The sequence below is a fragment of the Bacillus sp. PK6-16 genome (assembly GCF_056530295.1).
This window is the reverse complement of record NZ_CP096511.1, coordinates 4,256,868-4,275,248: the sequence shown is the minus strand read 5'-3', so window position 1 is coordinate 4,275,248 and position 18,381 is coordinate 4,256,868. Positions and strand designations below refer to the sequence as shown.

General features: G+C 36.9%; 18 protein-coding genes. 15 read left to right on the top strand and 3 right to left on the bottom strand.

Annotated features, from left to right (window positions below; translation table 11 throughout):
* Positions 1-328: 328 nt before the first annotated feature.
* From M1D66_RS21920 to glpD, 15 genes are all read left to right on the top strand, one after another.
* Complete coding sequence (locus tag M1D66_RS21920; protein WP_153595068.1) at positions 329-1,273, top strand: ring-cleaving dioxygenase; 945 nt, start codon at positions 329-331, stop codon at positions 1,271-1,273.
* Between the two features lie 49 nt (positions 1,274-1,322).
* Positions 1,323-2,300: a ring-cleaving dioxygenase gene (locus tag M1D66_RS21915; RefSeq protein WP_001072554.1), complete on the top strand. Its 978-nt coding sequence runs from the start codon at positions 1,323-1,325 to the stop codon at positions 2,298-2,300.
* A 240-nt stretch (positions 2,301-2,540) separates the two neighbouring features.
* The gene (locus M1D66_RS21910) at positions 2,541-3,629 is read left to right on the top strand and encodes a response regulator aspartate phosphatase (protein WP_049107795.1); all 1,089 of its coding nucleotides are present in this window, start codon (positions 2,541-2,543) and stop codon (positions 3,627-3,629) included.
* Positions 3,629-3,820 (top strand): hypothetical protein, encoded by a 192-nt coding sequence (locus M1D66_RS21905; RefSeq protein ID WP_049107796.1) that lies wholly within the window; start codon positions 3,629-3,631, stop codon positions 3,818-3,820. Before M1D66_RS21910 ends, M1D66_RS21905 begins: the two co-directional genes overlap by 1 nt.
* 240 nt (positions 3,821-4,060) lie before the next feature.
* Complete coding sequence (locus M1D66_RS21900; protein ID WP_000819487.1) at positions 4,061-4,933, top strand: alpha/beta fold hydrolase; 873 nt, start codon at positions 4,061-4,063, stop codon at positions 4,931-4,933.
* A gap of 78 nt (positions 4,934-5,011) precedes the next feature.
* Positions 5,012-5,212, top strand: coding sequence for a sporulation YhaL family protein (locus tag M1D66_RS21895; RefSeq protein ID WP_000449223.1), 201 nt, complete (start codon positions 5,012-5,014; stop codon positions 5,210-5,212).
* 214 nt (positions 5,213-5,426) lie between these two features.
* Positions 5,427-6,278 carry a DUF2935 domain-containing protein gene (locus tag M1D66_RS21890; RefSeq protein ID WP_000554479.1) on the top strand — a complete coding sequence of 284 codons (852 nt, stop codon included), beginning with the start codon at positions 5,427-5,429 and terminating at the stop codon, positions 6,276-6,278.
* Positions 6,279-6,552: 274 nt separating this feature from the next.
* Positions 6,553-7,203, top strand: a complete 651-nt coding sequence (locus M1D66_RS21885; RefSeq protein ID WP_086385438.1) for a DUF7018 domain-containing (lipo)protein — start codon at positions 6,553-6,555, stop codon at positions 7,201-7,203.
* A complete protein-coding gene (locus M1D66_RS21880; RefSeq protein ID WP_000260576.1) occupies positions 7,184-7,333 on the top strand; it encodes a hypothetical protein in 150 nt (49 codons plus the stop codon). The genes M1D66_RS21885 and M1D66_RS21880 overlap by 20 nt, the downstream gene beginning before the upstream one ends.
* Positions 7,334-7,562: 229 nt before the next feature.
* On the top strand, positions 7,563-8,759 hold the full coding sequence (locus M1D66_RS21875) for an oxalate decarboxylase family bicupin (protein WP_242554799.1): 1,197 nt from the start codon (positions 7,563-7,565) through the stop codon (positions 8,757-8,759).
* A gap of 382 nt (positions 8,760-9,141) precedes the next feature.
* Positions 9,142-9,591: a helix-turn-helix domain-containing protein gene (locus tag M1D66_RS21870; protein ID WP_242554798.1), complete on the top strand. Its 450-nt coding sequence runs from the start codon at positions 9,142-9,144 to the stop codon at positions 9,589-9,591.
* 97 nt (positions 9,592-9,688) lie between these two features.
* Positions 9,689-10,249 (top strand): glycerol uptake operon antiterminator GlpP, encoded by a 561-nt coding sequence (gene glpP / locus M1D66_RS21865; RefSeq protein ID WP_000394285.1) that lies wholly within the window; start codon positions 9,689-9,691, stop codon positions 10,247-10,249.
* 228 nt (positions 10,250-10,477) lie between these two features.
* Positions 10,478-11,299 carry a glycerol uptake facilitator protein GlpF gene (gene glpF / locus M1D66_RS21860; protein WP_001272200.1) on the top strand — a complete coding sequence of 274 codons (822 nt, stop codon included), beginning with the start codon at positions 10,478-10,480 and terminating at the stop codon, positions 11,297-11,299.
* A 13-nt stretch (positions 11,300-11,312) separates the two neighbouring features.
* The gene (glpK, locus tag M1D66_RS21855) at positions 11,313-12,803 is read left to right on the top strand and encodes a glycerol kinase GlpK (RefSeq protein WP_000760006.1); all 1,491 of its coding nucleotides are present in this window, start codon (positions 11,313-11,315) and stop codon (positions 12,801-12,803) included.
* 133 nt (positions 12,804-12,936) lie between these two features.
* Positions 12,937-14,619 carry an aerobic glycerol-3-phosphate dehydrogenase gene (gene glpD, locus M1D66_RS21850; protein ID WP_016122054.1) on the top strand — a complete coding sequence of 561 codons (1,683 nt, stop codon included), beginning with the start codon at positions 12,937-12,939 and terminating at the stop codon, positions 14,617-14,619.
* A 198-nt stretch (positions 14,620-14,817) separates the two neighbouring features.
* On the opposite strand, the gene M1D66_RS21845 is transcribed toward glpD, so the two are convergent.
* The 3 genes from M1D66_RS21845 to helD form a co-directional block, all read right to left on the bottom strand.
* Complete coding sequence (locus M1D66_RS21845; protein ID WP_063246215.1) at positions 14,818-15,006, bottom strand: hypothetical protein; 189 nt, start codon at positions 15,004-15,006, stop codon at positions 14,818-14,820.
* A 278-nt stretch (positions 15,007-15,284) separates the two neighbouring features.
* On the bottom strand, positions 15,285-15,848 hold the full coding sequence (locus M1D66_RS21840; RefSeq protein ID WP_242554797.1) for a hypothetical protein: 564 nt from the start codon (positions 15,846-15,848) through the stop codon (positions 15,285-15,287).
* Positions 15,849-15,936: 88 nt separating this feature from the next.
* A complete protein-coding gene (gene helD / locus M1D66_RS21835) occupies positions 15,937-18,270 on the bottom strand; it encodes an RNA polymerase recycling motor HelD (RefSeq protein WP_242554796.1) in 2,334 nt (777 codons plus the stop codon).
* Positions 18,271-18,381: the final 111 nt, after the last annotated feature.

The window sequence follows — 18,381 nt, the reverse complement described above, 5'->3', positions numbered from 1 at the left end:
TTTTAAACAACTATATTATTTCTGCACAGCTGTTTTTATAGGAAGTACATAAGACTTTATAAAAAACATCTCGAATTTGAGATAAATCACTTGCTTTTTAATCACTTGAGGTGTAAAGTGATAGTAACGAAAGCGATTGAGTCATATGAAAAACATACACTCAGTTGTTTTCGATTAAAAAACAAAGTAACTTATACAGTAAAAACTAAGATGAATTTACAAAAATATAATTAAGAATAAATTGAAAAGCTAAAAACCATATTAGTTGTGGGAAATGTTATTTTTTTAGTTATCACTTGACTAGTAAAACGAAACGGAGGAATAACCAATGTATGAAATTAAAGGGCATCATCACATTTCAATGGTTACGAAAAATGCAAATGAAAATAATCACTTTTATAAAAACGTGCTTGGCTTACGTCGTGTGAAAATGACAGTAAACCAAGATGATCCGTCAATGTACCACTTATTTTATGGAGATAAAACAGGAAGTCCAGGTACGGAATTATCATTTTTTGAAATTCCATTAGTAGGAAGAACATATCGCGGTACGAATGCGATTACTCGAATTGGATTACTCGTTCCTTCAGAGGAAAGCTTACATTACTGGAAAGAACGATTTGAGAAATTTGATGTGAAACATAGTGAAATGACAACATATGCAAATCGTCCTGCTTTACAATTTGAGGATGCTGAAGGTCTTCGCTTAGTACTACTCGTTTCAAACGGAGAAAAAGTAGAGCACTGGGAAACTTGGGAGAAATCAGAAGTTCCTGCAAAGCATCAAATTCAAGGAATGGGTTCTGTAGAAATGACAGTGCGTAGACTTGATAAAATGGCGAGTACACTTACAGAGATGTTCGGTTATACAGAGGTTAGCCGAAATGATGAAGAAGCAATTTTCCAGTCCATTAAAGGAGAGGCTTTTGGAGAAATCGTTGTGAAATATTTAGATGGTCCTACTGAAAAGCCGGGCCGAGGCAGCATTCACCATTTAGCAATTCGCGTGAAAAACGATGTAGAGCTTGCCTATTGGGAAGAACAGGTGAAACAAAGAGGCTTCCATTCTTCAGGAATCATCGACCGTTTCTATTTTAAAAGCTTATATTTCCGCGAATCAAACGGAATCCTATTTGAAATTGCGACAGATGGCCCAGGATTTACAGTTGATGGAGATGTGGAACATTTAGGAGAAAAACTTGATTTACCACCATTCTTAGAAGGTCAGCGAGCAGAAATTGAAGCGAATTTAGCACCTATTGAAGAGAAGTAATAGTAGAGAAAAGATAAAATAAAATTTAAAACTATTGGAGGAATATAAAATGAACCAATTAAAAGGAATTCACCACGTTACAGCAATTACAAGTAGTGCAGAAAAGAACTATGAGTTTTTCACTCACGTTTTAGGGATGCGTTTAGTTAAGAAAACAGTAAACCAAGATGACATTCAAACGTATCATCTATTCTTTGCAGATGATAAAGGTAGTGCCGGAACAGATATGACATTCTTTGACTTCCCAGGTATTCCAAAAGGAGTACACGGTACAAATGAAATTTCAAAAACTTCATTCCGTGTTCCAACTGATGCAGCACTAGAGTATTGGGTGAAACGCTTTGACCGTCTTGAAGTAGAACATACAGGAATTAAAGAGCAATTTGGTAAGAAAACTCTTTCTTTCGTTGACTTTGATGACCAACACTATCAATTAATCTCAGATGAACTTGATAAAGGGATCGAATCAGGTACACCATGGCAAAACGGACCAGTTCCATTAGAATATGCAATTACTGGTTTAGGCCCTGTATTCATCCGTATTGCAAACTTTAGTTTCTTCAAAGAAGTGCTAGAAAAAGTTTTATTATTTAAAGAGGTTGCGCAAGAAGGAGAATTCTATTTATTTGAAGTGAATAAAGGTGGAAATGGTGCTTCTGTCATTGTAGAACATAATACGGTTCTTCCAGAAGCACGACAAGGTTTTGGTACGGTTCACCATGCTGCATTCCGCGTAGAAGATCGCGCTGTATTAGAAGAATGGATTGAGAGAATCAGTAGCGTTGGACTTCCTTCATCTGGTTATGTAGACCGTCATTTCTTTGAATCATTATACGCAAGAGTTGCACCACAAATCTTATTTGAATTTGCAACAGATGGCCCAGGATTTATGGGAGATGAGCCATACGAAACACTTGGCGAAAAATTATCTTTACCTCCATTCCTAGAGCCAAAACGTGAAGAAATTGAAAAATTAGTTCGTCCAATTGATACAGTGAGAAGTACGAAGGAATTTATTAAAGAGTAAAAATAGAGCAAGTAGTTTTAGCGGATTGCTGGAAGTACTTGCTTTTTTATTTATTCTAGTAAGTTTTCTGACAATTGTTTCTCAAGTTATCAAAAAGGAAAACTTTGGTATAATTAATTTGAATATTTAATTTTCTGATAATTGTTTTTCAATGCATAGAAAAGGAGTGGTAATATACAATTTTGATAATTGTATAAAAATCCTAATTTTGTAATTTTGGAGAAAAGGGGATGCGAGTGTATGGGAGCAGATGTAGTAACGCGGGAGCAAATGAAACATTCTTTAGATGATTGGTATCGTGTAATGTTGCAGCAAAACATAGAGAAGGCCACAGAAATGAAAGAGGAGATTGAAAGTAAGATTAGTGGGTTGGATGTGGATCAGGAGGTATTGCTTTATCATGCGTTGTTGAATTTTAGATATGATGCATTAGTTGATTGGATTTCAGTTAGAGAAGATAGTTTTGATAAAGTGGAATCTTTCGAAATTCCAACAGAGGGCTTTTTAGCTTATTATTATCACTTCTTTAAAGGGTTTCATTGCACATTAATTTCAAATTATAACGAAGCGAAAGAACAGTATGAGCAAGCTGAGAAGTTATTGAAATATATTGCCGATCCGATAGAACATGCGGAGTTTAATTATCGTTATGGATATCTTTATAACCAATCATATCAACAAATGTTAGCGATTGATCAAATAAAAACAGCAAAAGAGGTTTTTTTAAAACAACCAGGTTATGAAATTAATCTTGCGTTGTGCGACAATATGTTAGGGTTGTGTTATATTGATTTACAACAATTCGAGTTCGCTGAAGAAACGTTTAATACAGCATTGAATGTTTTCCAACAAGTTAATCATGAAAAATATATATTAATGGTTAGAAATAATTTAGGTTTATTGTACGCGAATCAAAATTTATCTGAGTTAGCTATCCGTCACTTATCAGAAGTAACAAAGAAATCTCCTAATCATTTTCGAGCACTATACTTGGAATCAGACGAATACCTAAAACTAAATGAATTAGAAAAAGCAGAGTCGTTAATAAATAAAGGGTTACGTATTTGTAATCAGTTAAAAAATCAAGAGTATCAATACCGATTCATGATTTTAAATAAAATGAATGCGACTACTGGTGAGTTTGAAAATGTTATTTTAGATGCGATTTCTTATTTTGAAAAAGAAGAATTATTTGATTGTATTCAAGAGTATACGGAACGCTTAGCAGATAAATTTTATTATGAAAAAAATCATGAAAAATCTAGCGAATATTATCATATGAGTAAAGAAGCAAGAAAAAAACAAATGATAAAAGGAGCGTTAAAATAATGAAAAAAATTGTATTAACGGTAATAGGGTTCGCATTTACTTTATCTCTAGGATTTCATGATTTTAATTCAGTTGCACTTAATAAAGGGGATGGTGGCGGAGCACCAGCAAGACCAGACTACGTTAACATTGGTGACACAGGCGGAGCACCAGCAGATAATAAAGGCGACGGCGGAGTAAGCCAACTATAATAACAAAGAAAGGGACTTCAACATGAAGTCCCTTTTTCTATTTTCAGGTCATGTAGAGAAAAGAATTGACTTACTTTAAATATGTAACTATAATGGTTACAGAATAACCATTAGTAACAGAAATGAGTTATATTTTTTTAGTATAATTGTAACTGTTTTAGTTACAATTAAAAAGAGAACATAAAATAACCAAAAAATGTAAAAACTTTAAATAGCAACAAGAGAAAGGAGACGGGAACTTTGAAAAGGTTTAAGTTTTATATGATTAGCGGTATTGTGCTCGTTTTGTTAATTGTTTGTAACTTCGTTGAGAAGCCGATTGCGAAGGTTGGAGAAGTGAAAGATACTGTTATGATGAAGCTGAATACGAAAGAGAGTATGGCGCAAATTGATGGACAGACGATTTATTTTAAACAAATTGGTGAGGGAAAACCTCCTTTACTTATGTTGCATGGGTTTGGTGGTTCTTCTGATGGGTTTAGTGATATTTATCCGGAACTAGTGCGAGATCATACGATTATTGCGGTTGATATTTTAGGGTTTGGGCGTTCTTCTAAGCCGGTTGATTTTCAGTATTCGTTTCCTGCGCAAGTGAATTTATATTATAAGTTAATGAAGAAGCTCGGATACGATCAGTTTGCGGTGCTCGGCCATTCGATGGGCGGAGAGATGTCCCTTAATTTAGCGTATTTATATCCGGATGCAGTCACGCATCTCATCTTGGCGGATGCTACAGGGATAGAGTCTTTCCAACAAAAAGAAAGTTATGAAGTACCACCGCTATCGACGGACTTACAAACTGTAACTGAGATTACGAAGTATAATAAAAATGAAGTAAAAAATAGTCGTGATGATAAAGAGCATTATGATCAGCTTACGAAAATGAGAGAGCGCCGCATTGCGATGGAAGCTGATAAAATTAAGGTACCGACTTTAATTATATGGGGACGACATGATAAAAGTGTTTCTTGGAAAAATGGTGAACTGTATCATGGGTTATTTGCAAATAGTACGTTTCATATTATTGAAAAAGGATACCACGCACCGTTTCGTCAGGAACCAATTGAGTTTATGGAATATGTACAAGCATTTTTCGCGAAGCATCCACAATAAAAATTTTAAGCATAAATCCACTTCTTTCCTCATAAAGTGAAACTAATAAGGCTTGTCTAAGGAAAGGAATGAAGTGATTTGGAAACTTTACCATGGTGGGTTTATCTTGTAATTGTCGGGATTGTACTAAGTGGCTACATGGTTTTATATACTTCGAAAAAAGAGCAAGATATGGATAATGAGTTTATCGAAAAAGAAGGCGAAGTGTATATGAAGCGCTTAGAAGAAGAGCGCGAGAAACGTAATCAGGATAGTGATAAAGATTCGGTATTGCTTTAATAGAAATTTTGAAAGGCTACCACCTAGTAGGATTTTACATCTAGGTGGTAGCTTTTTTCTTCTGGGGGAGCAGTATATGTTCATCAAGCTAAGGTTATATTAGTTTAATTTTACATGTATAAGAGAGTCATCATAAACTTTTATTGATGGCATTTATATATATTTTTCCTCATAAGAATGGAACTAGCGGGGATTTTACTGGGGGGGATTAACAATGCATAGGGATGAAACTTCATTACATCCTGATACAGGCGTTACGTCTGTAATGTTTGTTGAGCGTTCATTAAATGAAATTCGTTTTTGGTCTAGAATCATGAAAGAGCATTCTTTTTTTCTTCGATTGGGATTTAGATGTGAGGATACTCAATTAATTGAAGAGGCGAATCAATTTTATCGGTTGTTTGAACATATTGAACAAATAGCGCATTCCTATACAAATGAAACAGATCCTGAGCAAATAAAAAGATTTAATGCAGAAGTACAACAAGCCGCAACTAATATTTGGGGATTTAAGCGAAAAATTTTAGGGTTAATTCTCACATGTAAATTGCCAGGACAAAATAATTTTCCACTTTTAGTTGATCATACGAGCAGGGAAGCGGATTATTTTAGAAAACGTTTAATACAATTAAATGAAGGTAAATTAGACGCCCTTCCTGATGCTATTATTAAAGAAAATGTTTTCTTTTTACGGATTATGGCAGACCATGCTAAATTTATTGGTCATCTTCTTGATCCATCGGAAAGAAAGCTTGTAGATACAGCACGGAATTTTAGCAATGATTTTGATGAATTGATGTATCAAGCAATTGACTTAGAATCTATGAAACCACAATCCCAAACAGCCCCTCTTTTAGATCAATTTTTAGATCAAAATCGTGTGTCGGTTGCATCTCTTCGGGATTTTAAGAAAACAGCACGTGATTTAATTGAGCAATGTAAAATAAAGAGTATCATTCATCCATTATTGGCAGACCATGTTTTCCGTGAAGCTGATAGATTTCTTGAAATCATTGATATGTATGATGTTCATCTTACAAATATTCAATCACAACCTAGATATTAGAAGATAAGGAAAGATACTATTTTTTCCTTAAGCTGAGAAGTTAACAATTTATTGTTAGCTTCTTTTCTTTGCGATTAAAATTTCCTTTTAAGAACTACATAAATCCCTTTGACCAAATATGTAATTCTTTGTAAAATGATATATATGGAAAGATTATGAATATATAGGAAATATATGGATAGTAAATTTTGATAAATTACTCGGGGGAAATTTATTAGTTAAGTATATTAACTTGTTTGCACTACATTTTACAAATAAAGGGGTATTAGTAATCATGAAAGCAAAGAAATTAGTAAGTTTAGCATTACCAGTTATGTTATTGAGCGGTTGTATTACAATTGAAACGGATGGTAAGAAAGCTGATGAACCAAAGAAAGAAGAAACACAACAGGTAGAGAAAGAGAATAAGGCTTCTGAAAAAGAGAGTAAGTCAACTGATAGCAAGAAAGAAGATAGCTTATCTGTAGCGAAAGGTGAAGGTACAAACAGTAGTTCATCAAGTAGTCAACAAAGTTCCTCTTCTAATTCTTCAACTGGTAAGGTAACTGATTCTGATGTTGAAAGGTATAAGGCAGATATCATAAACAGTGCTACTCAAATTGAAGATACAATGAAATTAATTGAAGGAATAGCAAATTCAGACGTAAAATCATACAAACAAAAGAAAAGTGAAGTACAACTAAGTTTAGGTGGAGCAAAGGCAACAACGAAGAAACTGAAGAATTTACAAGCACCCCCTGAGTTACAGGGAGAACAGGCGAAGATAAAGCAGTCGATGGAACTATATGCGGATTGTTTTCAACTTCTTTTTGATGCATTGGACCAAGAAGACGAGAGTAAAATGCATCAATCATTAAGTAAAGCACAAGAAGGTTCAAAACTGTTTGAAGAAGCAGCGAAGAGTATTGGTAGTAAAACCAACTAAGAATAAAGTATTTAAAGGGGTATTTGTAAGTGCAGTTGGTGCAAGTGAAGAGTTAGGAATTAGTTATGGAAACACATTACAAATTTATCAAATGGACGATAATGTTCGTATTCGATATGTAAAACAATAAATAATTGGTGAAAAACTCTGTAATAAATTTTACAGGGTTTTTTGTTAGTTCTAGTTTATTTTTTTGTCTTCCTAAGCGCTAAGCATACTAGTATAAGTTGAGAAATGAACAAAACGATAATGATAGGCAGATGATGTAACTCCATAGTAACTGTAACCATCTAAAGCCCAATCCATACACTATGATGGAGGCTTTTTACTTCATAACCGGATGAAAAAGGAGTGTAATCATGAAGAAACGTACTGTTAATGAAGCAGGAGGGAATGTGCCACAACCAATCCGCAGCGACGGAGCAGGTGCGATTGATTCTGGACCTCGTAATGTTATGCGGGATATTCAAAATCCGAATATGCTTGTTCCGCCTATAACGGATGCAGGGTTAGTTCCTAACTTGAAGTTTTCATTCTCGGACACTTCTATGATTTTGAAACAAGGGGGGTGGTCTCGGGAGATTACTGTTCGAGAACTACCGGTTTCGACGACGATTGCAGGAGTAAATATGAGTTTAACGGCCGGTGGAGTACGAGAACTACATTGGCATAAAGAAGCGGAATGGGCGTATATGCTTTTAGGACGGGCACGCATAACGGCTGTTGATCAAAATGGACGGAATTTTATTGCTGATGTTGGACCAGGTGATCTTTGGTATTTTCCGCCTGGTATTCCGCATTCCATTCAAGGATTGGAACATTGTGAATTTCTACTCGTTTTCGATGATGGACATTTTTCTGATTTATCTACTTTAGCTATTTCTGATTGGTTTGCGCATACGCCAAAAGAGGTGTTGTCGGCTAATTTTGGAGTACCTGAGAGTGCTTTTCGTTCTATCCCTTCAGATCAAGTTTATATTTATCAAGGAGAGGTGCCAGGTTCCCTTGAAAGTCAGGAAGTTCAATCACCGAAAGGAGAAGTTTCTTTAACATTTAAACATGAATTGTTAAAACAAAAGCCGATTAAGACGCCTGGTGGTAGCGTTCGAATTGTAGATTCCACAAATTTCCCTATTTCCAAAACAATCGCAGCAGCGCTCGTTGAGGTTGAGCCTGGTGGAATGAGAGAACTTCATTGGCACCCGAATAATGATGAATGGCAATATTATTTGACAGGGGAAGCGAGAATGACTGTGTTTCTTGGAAATGGTACCGCTCGTACATTTGATTATAGAGCTGGCGATGTCGGATATGTACCGTTTGCGACGGGGCATTATATTCAAAATACAGGTACCGAAACATTATGGTTTTTAGAGATGTTCAGAAGCAATCGTTTTGAAGATGTATCGTTAAATCAATGGATGGCACTGACTCCTAAAGAAATAGTGGAGAGTAATATACATGTTGGCCCGCAAGTAATGGATTCTCTGCGTAAGGAGAAGTGGCCTGTTGTGAAATATCCGGGGTTTTCATATAGTCCGAAAAGTGATGAGTAAAAATGAAAATTTGCGTTATTCTTTCTGGAGACTGATAAGAAGGGATGGCGTATTTTTTATGCCTAATCTAGTCTTTATCCCGCTATTTGCCGGGGAGTAAGCCCCCTACCTCAAAATTCAGCTGAAGTAAAGAAGTTAGGTGGGGGGGGCTGTCCGTAAAAGCCCGATTGGTGAGGGCTGATTAAAGTTTCACTTTATTAGTATCCATTCTTTGTATTATTGTTCGGGAAATTATTATTGGAGCATAGTATAGGGAAGATACATATAAAATAGCGCCATTATAAGCTGTAACGCATAAGTTGCGCAGGAAATGCAACGATAACTCGCTTTACTCTTCATCATTATTTGAACATAAGGGGCATAGAGAGGTGATAAACACAGTATGATTTTTAGCGAACGTTTAAAAGAAGAACGAGAAAAACGAAATTGGTCGCAACATGATTTGGCTGAAAAAATTCATGTAAGTAGGCAGTCGGTTTCGAAATGGGAGACGGGACAGAACTATCCGAGCATTGAAATTATTATTCATTTAAGTGATCTGTTCGGTATTACAATTGATGAACTGCTAAGGAGTGATGAAGAATTGACGCAGAAAATAATTGAAGATAGTAAGCAATTGGCGTATCCAAAATGGAAGGTGTTTTTTGATAGTCTATTTATGATAGGAGTATTTTTATTTATTACAAAAATCGTTGTATGGATGCTAAATAAGTTTGCTGGAGCAAGTATTACAATTGTAGTAGATGCGCCATATGTAATGAATCTTTTGCCCCTTGTATTCATGATTATAGGTGGTATAGGTTCCGATAAGTTGAAGAAAATATATAAATAGAGGAAAGATTTGAAAGAAATCCCCAACACTGGCTGTTCTTTTCACTTAAATTGTGTACTATAAAGGATAGGATGACATAAAGAAGGGGACATTTAGAATGGAATTTCATGAACAGAAGATTTTGCCGGCAGTGAGGCAAATTAAAGATTTGGAAAAGCTATTACATAGTTCGTATGAATATATCGTTATTTTAGATATTCATGTCGGTCAATTGAAGAGTGTTATATCGCTTGCGAAGCAATATTGTAAGAAGGTGTTTTTACATGTGGATTTAATTCATGGTTTGCAGAGTGATGGGCATGCGACGGAATATTTATGTCAGGAGTTTAGACCGTACGGGTTACTTTCAACAAAGGCGAGCGTTATTATGAAGGCGAAGCAAAAAGGTGTTGTGGCAATACAACGCATCTTTTTAATCGATTCGAGTGCGATGGAGAAGAGCTGCAATCTTTTAGATAAGACGAAACCGGATTATATTGAGGTACTTCCTGGAGCATTAACGGATGTTATCGCTGAAGTGAAAGAGCGTACTGGTGTACCGATTTTAGCAGGTGGTTTTATTCGTACTGTAGAAGATGTGGAAAGAGCTTTAAACGCTGGTGCGACAGCAATTACGACATCAAAACGTGAACTATGGAAACATTACCAAAAAAAGTGACGAAAATGTGAAAAAATTCTGTTGACACCGCTTTCATAAGAGGTTAACATTATAGACAAGTTAATAAACGTGACGGAGAAAAGTAGAGATCCACATTTCATTGTTTCTATATAAATTTATATAGAAGCGTGCAAAGCTGTGGGTCTTTTTCTTTTGACAAAAACGAATGGCCATTCATTTTACCTCTATCACATTTGGAAGCGTTTAAATTGATTGTGGAGGGATACTATGTCAGCATTTTTAGGAGAGTTAATAGGGACTGCGTTGTTAATCGTACTTGGTGGCGGCGTTTGTGCTGGTGTAAGTTTAAAGAAATCGTTTGCGAAAGATTCAGGTTGGATTGTTATTACAATGGGCTGGGGCTTAGCAGTAGCGGTTGCAGCGTATGCGGTTGGATCAATTAGTGGGGCACATTTGAATCCAGCTTTAACGATAGGATTAGCATTTAAGGGAGCGTTCCCATGGAGTGACGTACCAGGTTATATCGTAGCACAAATGATTGGGGCAATTATCGGGGCAGTTATCGTATATTTACATTACTTACCACACTGGAAAGAAACAGAAGATCCAGGAACAAAGTTAGGTGTATTTGCAACAGGTCCAGCAATTCCGAACACATTTGCAAACCTTTTAAGTGAAATGATTGGAACATTCGTTTTAGTATTTGGTATATTAGCAATTGGAGCAAATAAATTTGCAGATGGATTAAATCCATTTATCGTAGGTTTCTTAATCGTAAGTATTGGTTTATCATTAGGTGGAACAACAGGATACGCAATCAACCCGGCTCGTGATTTAGGTCCGCGTATCGCACACTTCTTCCTTCCGATTGCAGGAAAAGGCGGTTCAAACTGGAAGTATGCATGGATTCCAGTAGTTGGTCCAATTTTAGGTGGATCACTTGCAGGTTTATTCCATCAAGTTGTATTTGAAGGAAAACAAAATTCAGCACTTATTTATGTGATTATCGCAACTGTGATTGTACTAGCAATCTCTTATATGACAAGTAAAAAAAGCGGAAGCAATACAAATAGTAGAAAAGTAGCATAAGGGGGAAACCGATATGAAAAAATATATTCTTTCATTAGACCAAGGAACAACAAGCTCACGTGCAATTTTATTCAATAAAAAAGGTGAAATTGTTCATTCAGCTCAAAAAGAGTTTACACAACATTTTCCAAAGCCAGGCTGGGTAGAGCATAATGCACAAGAAATTTGGGGATCTATTTTAGCAGTTATCGCAACTTGCTTAAGCGAAGCGGATGTAAAACCAGAACAAATCGCTGGTATCGGTATTACGAACCAACGTGAAACAACGGTTGTATGGGATAAAACAACTAGTAAACCAATTTACAACGCAATCGTATGGCAATCTCGCCAAACAGCTGAAATTTGTGATGAGTTAAAAGAAAAAGGTTATAGCGAAATGGTTCGCGAAAAAACAGGTCTTTTAATTGATGCATACTTCTCTGGTACGAAAGTAAAATGGATTTTAGATAACGTTGAAGGTGCAAGAGAGAAAGCAGAAAACGGCGATCTATTATTCGGAACAATTGATTCGTGGCTTGTATGGAAACTATCTGGTGGTAAAGCGCACGTAACAGATTACTCAAACGCATCACGTACGTTAATGTTTAACATTCACGACTTACAATGGGATGATGAGCTTCTAGATATGTTAACAGTACCAAAGAGCATGCTTCCAGAAGTACGTCCATCATCTGAAATATATGGGGAAACAATTGACTATCACTTCTTCGGTCAAAATGTACCAATTGCAGGTGTAGCTGGTGACCAACAAGCGGCATTATTTGGACAAGCTTGTTTCGGTGAAGGTATGGCGAAAAATACTTACGGAACTGGTTGTTTCATGTTAATGAACACTGGTGAAAAAGCAGTAGCTTCTGAGCACGGCCTATTAACAACAATTGCATGGGGAATAGATGGTAAAGTAAACTACGCATTAGAAGGAAGTATTTTCGTAGCAGGTTCTGCAATTCAGTGGTTACGCGACGGAATGCGCATGTTTAAAGATGCAAGTGAGAGTGAAGTATATGCTTCTCGCGTTGAATCAACTGACGGTGTATACGTTGTACCAGCATTCGTTGGACTAGGAACACCTTATTGGGATAGTGAAGTACGCGGCGCTATGTTTGGTGTAACACGCGGTACGACGAAAGAGCACTTCATTCGTGCAACGCTAGAATCTTTAGCTTACCAAACGAAAGATGTATTATGCGCAATGGAAGCAGATTCAGGTATTGAACTGAAAACATTACGCGTTGATGGCGGAGCAGTTAAAAATAACTTCTTAATGAAGTTCCAAAGTGATATTTTAGATGTTCCTGTAGAGCGTCCGGTGATCAATGAAACAACAGCTTTAGGTGCAGCATACTTAGCTGGTCTTGCGGTTGGATATTGGAAAAACCAAGATGAAATTAAAGAACAGTGGCATATGGACAAACGCTTTGAGCCAACGATGGAAGCGAAAACAAGCGAAGAGCTATATGCTGGATGGAAAAAAGCAATTGAAGCAACAAAAGCTTTCAAATAATCATAAACAGTGTTATAATGGTGACAAGTTAATAATTCGGTAGGAGATTTGGAGAGACCACAACGCGCTATAGAGGCGAAATCTATAGCGGAGTTTGTGGTCTCTTTTTTCGTTATCAAAGGGAGGAATTACCATGAAATTTTCAAGTAAACAACGTAAAGACGTATTAAACGGAGTAAATAAACAAGAGTTAGATGTGATCGTAATTGGTGGAGGTATTACTGGTTCTGGTATTGCATTAGATGGAGCAACACGCGGATTATCAACAATTGTGTTTGAAATGCAGGACTTTGCAGCAGGTACATCAAGTCGTTCAACGAAGCTTGTACACGGTGGTCTACGTTATTTAAAACAACTTGAAGTGAAAATGGTAGCAGAGGTGGGTAAAGAGCGTGCGATCGTATATGAGAACGGTCCCCATGTAACAACACCAGAGTGGATGTTACTTCCGTTCCATACAGGCGGTACGTTCGGATCATTTAGTACATCAATTGGTCTTCGTGTATACGACTTCTTAGCAGGTGTAAAACGAAGCGAGCGCAGAAAGATGTTTAACCGTGAAGAAACGCTAAACAAAGAGCCTCTTGTAAAAAAAGAAGGATTAAAAGGCGGCGGTTACTACGTAGAATATCGTACAGATGATGCGCGTCTTACAATTGAAGTAATGAAAGAAGCAATTGAGCACGGCGCAAAAGCTGTTAACTATGCAAAAGTAGACAGTTTCTTATATAAAGATGGAAAAGTATGCGGTGTACGTGTAATCGATTTACTAGACGGTGAAGTATATGAAGTTTACGGTAAGAAAATTGTAAACGCAGCTGGCCCTTGGGTAGATACACTTCGTGAAAAAGATAACTCGAAAAAAGGAAAAGTACTTCAGTTATCAAAAGGTGTTCACTTAGTAATTGACCAAAAACGTTTCCCATTAGGTCAAGCGATTTACTTCGATACACCAGATAAACGTATGGTGTTCGCGATTCCTCGCGGCGGAAAAACATATGTAGGTACAACAGATACGTTCTACGATAAAGACGCAGCTGTACCACAAATGACAACAGAAGATCGCACATACATCATTAATGCGATTAACTACATGTTCCCAAGCGTAAAAATTACGGAAAAAGACATCGAATCAAGCTGGGCTGGTGTACGTCCGTTAATTTATGAAGAAGGTAAGAGTGCATCTGAAATTTCTCGTAAAGATGAAATTTGGACTTCTGAATCTGGTTTAATTACAATCGCAGGTGGTAAATTAACAGGATACCGCAAAATGGCTGAAATGGTAGTAGATTACGTAACGAACTTACTACAAAAAGAAGGCCATAGTGCATATCCGAAGAGTACAACGAAACATATGCCAATCTCTGGTGGACATGTAGATGGTTCACACGGATTCCCAGCATTCGTTGCGAAAAAAGCTGGGGAAGGTACGAAATATGGTTTAACGACAGCACAAGCAGAAGAATTCGCGAAATTCTACGGCTCTAACGTTGACGTACTATTTGACTTAGCGAAAAAACATAAAGACGAAGCGAAAGAATACAACATGCCACTAGACGTTCTAATCCCGCTTGTATACGCAATGGATTACGAAATGACAGCAAAACCAGTTGACTTCTTCGTACGCCGCAGAGGCGCTGTATTCTTCAACATCCACTGGGTATACGAGTGGAAAGAAGCAGTAATCAACTACATGGCTGCGAAACTAGGCTGGAGCAAAGAAGAACAAATGAAATATACAGCTGAACTAGAAAAAGCACTAACAGACGCTGTCATTCCTGTAGATCAACAAGAACAGGCAGCTGCGTTAGCATAAAAAGAGAAACACCTAAAGGAGAGCCCTTTAGGTGTTTTTTCTCTTGACTAAAAATAATTAGAATGTGTTACAATAATGATAGAGTATGTAGTATGGATTTTGCATAAAATAAAGAAGACAGAAGCCTGAGAAACTTCTGCCTTGTGTAACCTAACTTGCTATTGTGGTGGTAGTAGGTGCGGTTATAAGACAATTACATTAACGTTTTAGCCGAGAACCGCCCTTACCTTTTCCACGAAGCAGGGTGGTTCTCGCTTTTTTGTATACAGAAATTAGCCACGGACCGACGTATCTTCTACCGATGACAACGCCAGCTCCGGTTAGGATACCATACACTAATTTAATTACAAACATCGCGATTATATTATCACCTCCCCCTTTTTTCAAAATGGAAGAGATGACTGCCACACCTACTAGTTATAGCTTATTAAGTTACGTATTCATTGTATTATGTTTTAAAATAGGGAACAAGATATATGGATGAAAATTCCTGTTTTTAAGCAGAACATTAGTGTCAGGGGACAAGAAGTAAATAAATATTCATAAAAAAACGGTATGGACATCGCAATCTGTATTTTTTACACTAGCACACTTAGTACGTTTTGTTTCAAAAACATAAATAGATAGTATGTAGAGGGTTATGATAAATAACCCTCTTTTCGTGTTTAAATAAGTGCACTCTCTTTAACAGAAATACATAATTCAGAACGAGAGATTGATTCAGTTAGTTGCTGTAAATAAGAGTATTCTTCCGCATTTTTTTCAGAAGTGTTAGGATCTAGTAAAGGTGAAGAAAGAAGTACATCAATCGTAAGTATGTCTGCATCATGAGAAATGATGTTATAACCTGCAAATACAGGTTGTTTTAAGTCTTTTACTTTTTGAATCATCTGGTGGAATTTCGTAACACTTATATGGATTTGTGCGAATGGAAAGCATTTTTGGGTAGGATTCTCGATGGTCTTTCTAATTTTATAATCGTATACATAGTAGTACTTTTCTTGCTGCTCAAGTGTTTGCAACTCTTTCGTTAATAAGTGGTATTTGTCTGTAAGTCCAATTGTAAGTACATCGTGTTCTTCGCCAACTAATAATGTGAAAGGTCTTGGTGAGGAGATTGAAATGGTACGGACGTTTAGGTTAGTAAAAGTTTGATTAGATTGTAAAATGGTATGTAATTTTTCGGTAGGAAATTCACCGTCATAAATAGCAATAAAATAATGGTTCATCTTTTCACTCCTTAACTTTTTTCTAAACTCATATATTCTACTTTAAAGGTGTAAGTCCTGCATAAAAAAGAAAACACCTTGATTGTTATCAAGGTGTTGTAATAAGCTCAAAACTCTCCGAATCAGCCCCAAGTATAAAAGGACTAACTTCGCCAACGCTATAAAGTTGTAATTCGTGCATTGCGCGCGTACAAGCAGTGTAGAACAATCTACGAACGCTCTCATCGCTGTACACATCTTTAGAAGCATCGTAAATAATAACAGCATCAAATTCGATACCTTTCGCTAAGTAAGCGGGGATCACGACAATGCCTTGCTCATACTCGGCTGAGTTACTTTTCACAAGTTTAATATTCTCGATATGATTAAGTGCTTCGTAGGCAGCGGCGCTCTCAGCTGCAGATTTACATATAATTGCGATCGTATTGTGCTGCTCTTTTTGTAGTTCAGCAACTTTGGCAGTAATATGTTCGTGCAGTTCGCTTTCATTTGATACTTTCGTCACTGTAGGTTTCTCGCCGTCACGTTCAAAGGCGTGAATGTTCTTCCCTTCCGGTACGAGAGCACGTGTAAATTCAATAATCGGTTTTGTTGAGCGATAGCTACGAGTTAAGTTAATGCCGTTTGTTTCGTCTGGCCCGTATAACTTCGTAAGTGTATCGAAATTCACCGTTTCACTCGCATGGGCAAATATCGCTTGGTTAAAGTCTCCGAGTACCGTCATTCTTGCAGCAGGGAAGAGACGTTTTAAAAACTCGAACTGAAACGGCGAGTAATCCTGTGCTTCGTCTACGAGTACGTGTTTAATCGATCTGTTCGTTTGGAAGCCTTCAATTAATTCTTTTAAAAGTAAAAATGGAGTCGCATCCTCGTAATATAGCTTTCCTTCATCAAGCATATTTACTGTTAATGAGCAAATATCATCCCACTCTTTCGGTTTTTCTCCAGTAACCCATGATGCATCTGTGAAAAGCTGTTTATATATACCTGTAAAATTGATAAAGCGCAATGTTTGAACGCCTTTACGAAGAGGCTTCAATTTTTTACGGACAATCATACGTCCAAGTACTTTCGCCTCTTTCTCAAAATCGTTAAAGGAGTTGTCGTCAAACTCGCCTTTTTTCTGTAAATATTTATAAGCTTTTTGATATTCATCTTTACTAAGTAGTTCGATTTCTTCTTCTACCCAAGGCTTTTTCAGTTCTGCTTTTTCAAGTGCATCTATTTGCTTATTTAGCCAATCCGTTAACTTCTCAATTCGGCTATGGAAGCGGAGAGAGGAGTCAGTATTATAAAATTGCTCTGTGATTTCTTTAGCTGAGGCAATTAGTTTCCCTCTAAATTTCATTCCTCTAAATAGCATGCCTGAAGATTCAAGAGACTGTCTGTAAGCTCTAATCATCTCGAAAAATTGAGTAGATGCTTTAAATCGGATGCTAGCATTTCTCGTTTTATAGGTAGGGCTATTTGTTTCAGTTAGCATATACTCTAATTGCTCATAAGGGTCTTCAACGTCAAATGACTTACTCAGTCTATGATTTAAATATTCTTGGAATGTCACTTGCTGCATATTTTCTTCACCGAGTTCAGGTAGTACGTTAGAAACGTAGCTATTGAACATAGAGTTAGGGGAGAAGAGAATAATTTGATCTGCTTTTAGCCATTCGCGATATTTATATAGTAAGTAGGCGATTCGCTGAAGGGCAGCTGATGTTTTACCGCTACCAGCAGCTCCTTGCACGATAAGGAGTCGGCCTTCATCGTGACGGATAATTTCATTTTGCTCGCGCTGAATCGTAGCAACGATGCTTTGCATATGTTTGTTTGTACCTTTTCCGAGCGCTTGTTGCAAGATTTCATCACCAATTGTCAGGCTCGTATCGAACATAGAATCAATCTCGCCATTTTGAATAATGTATTGTAATTTTTTCTCCACATTACCGTGGATTACGCCGCCTGGTGTACTGTATTCAGCCGGTCCTGGTGGATAATCGTAGTATACACTCGAAATAGGTGCGCGCCAGTCATATATAAGAAAGTTTTCTCCGCTAGCATCCGTAAGTGTAGCAACACCGATATAAATTTGATCCGCAGCAGATTCTCCTTCTTCTTTGAAATCAATTCGTCCAAAATAAGGTGCTTTATGCATGCGTTTTAGTGCGGCAAGTCGATTAAAGGTGTGCTTATGAGTAATTTGTGTGACAGCTAGTGACTGAGCTTGTTGTCTTAAGTTGATAACTGTTTCAAGATAATCATCAAAAGTATCCGTGTTCACTTTCACATCATCCCAAAAGTGTTTACGAATATTGATTACTTCTGCCCGGCGTCTGCCAGTTTCGTTTTCCAGTTTATCAATTTGCTCCTTAATCGTTTCGATTACGGTATCCAATCTTTTTTGCTCTAAATCAAGTTTTTTGTTCATACGGTAGCACTCCTTTAAAAGTGAAAAATAGAGGTTGACTGAAGATGTGTTTTGGTGTACAATTAAGATACGGATAAATACGTTCATTTCGTTTTAGAAAACGTGTTTCTG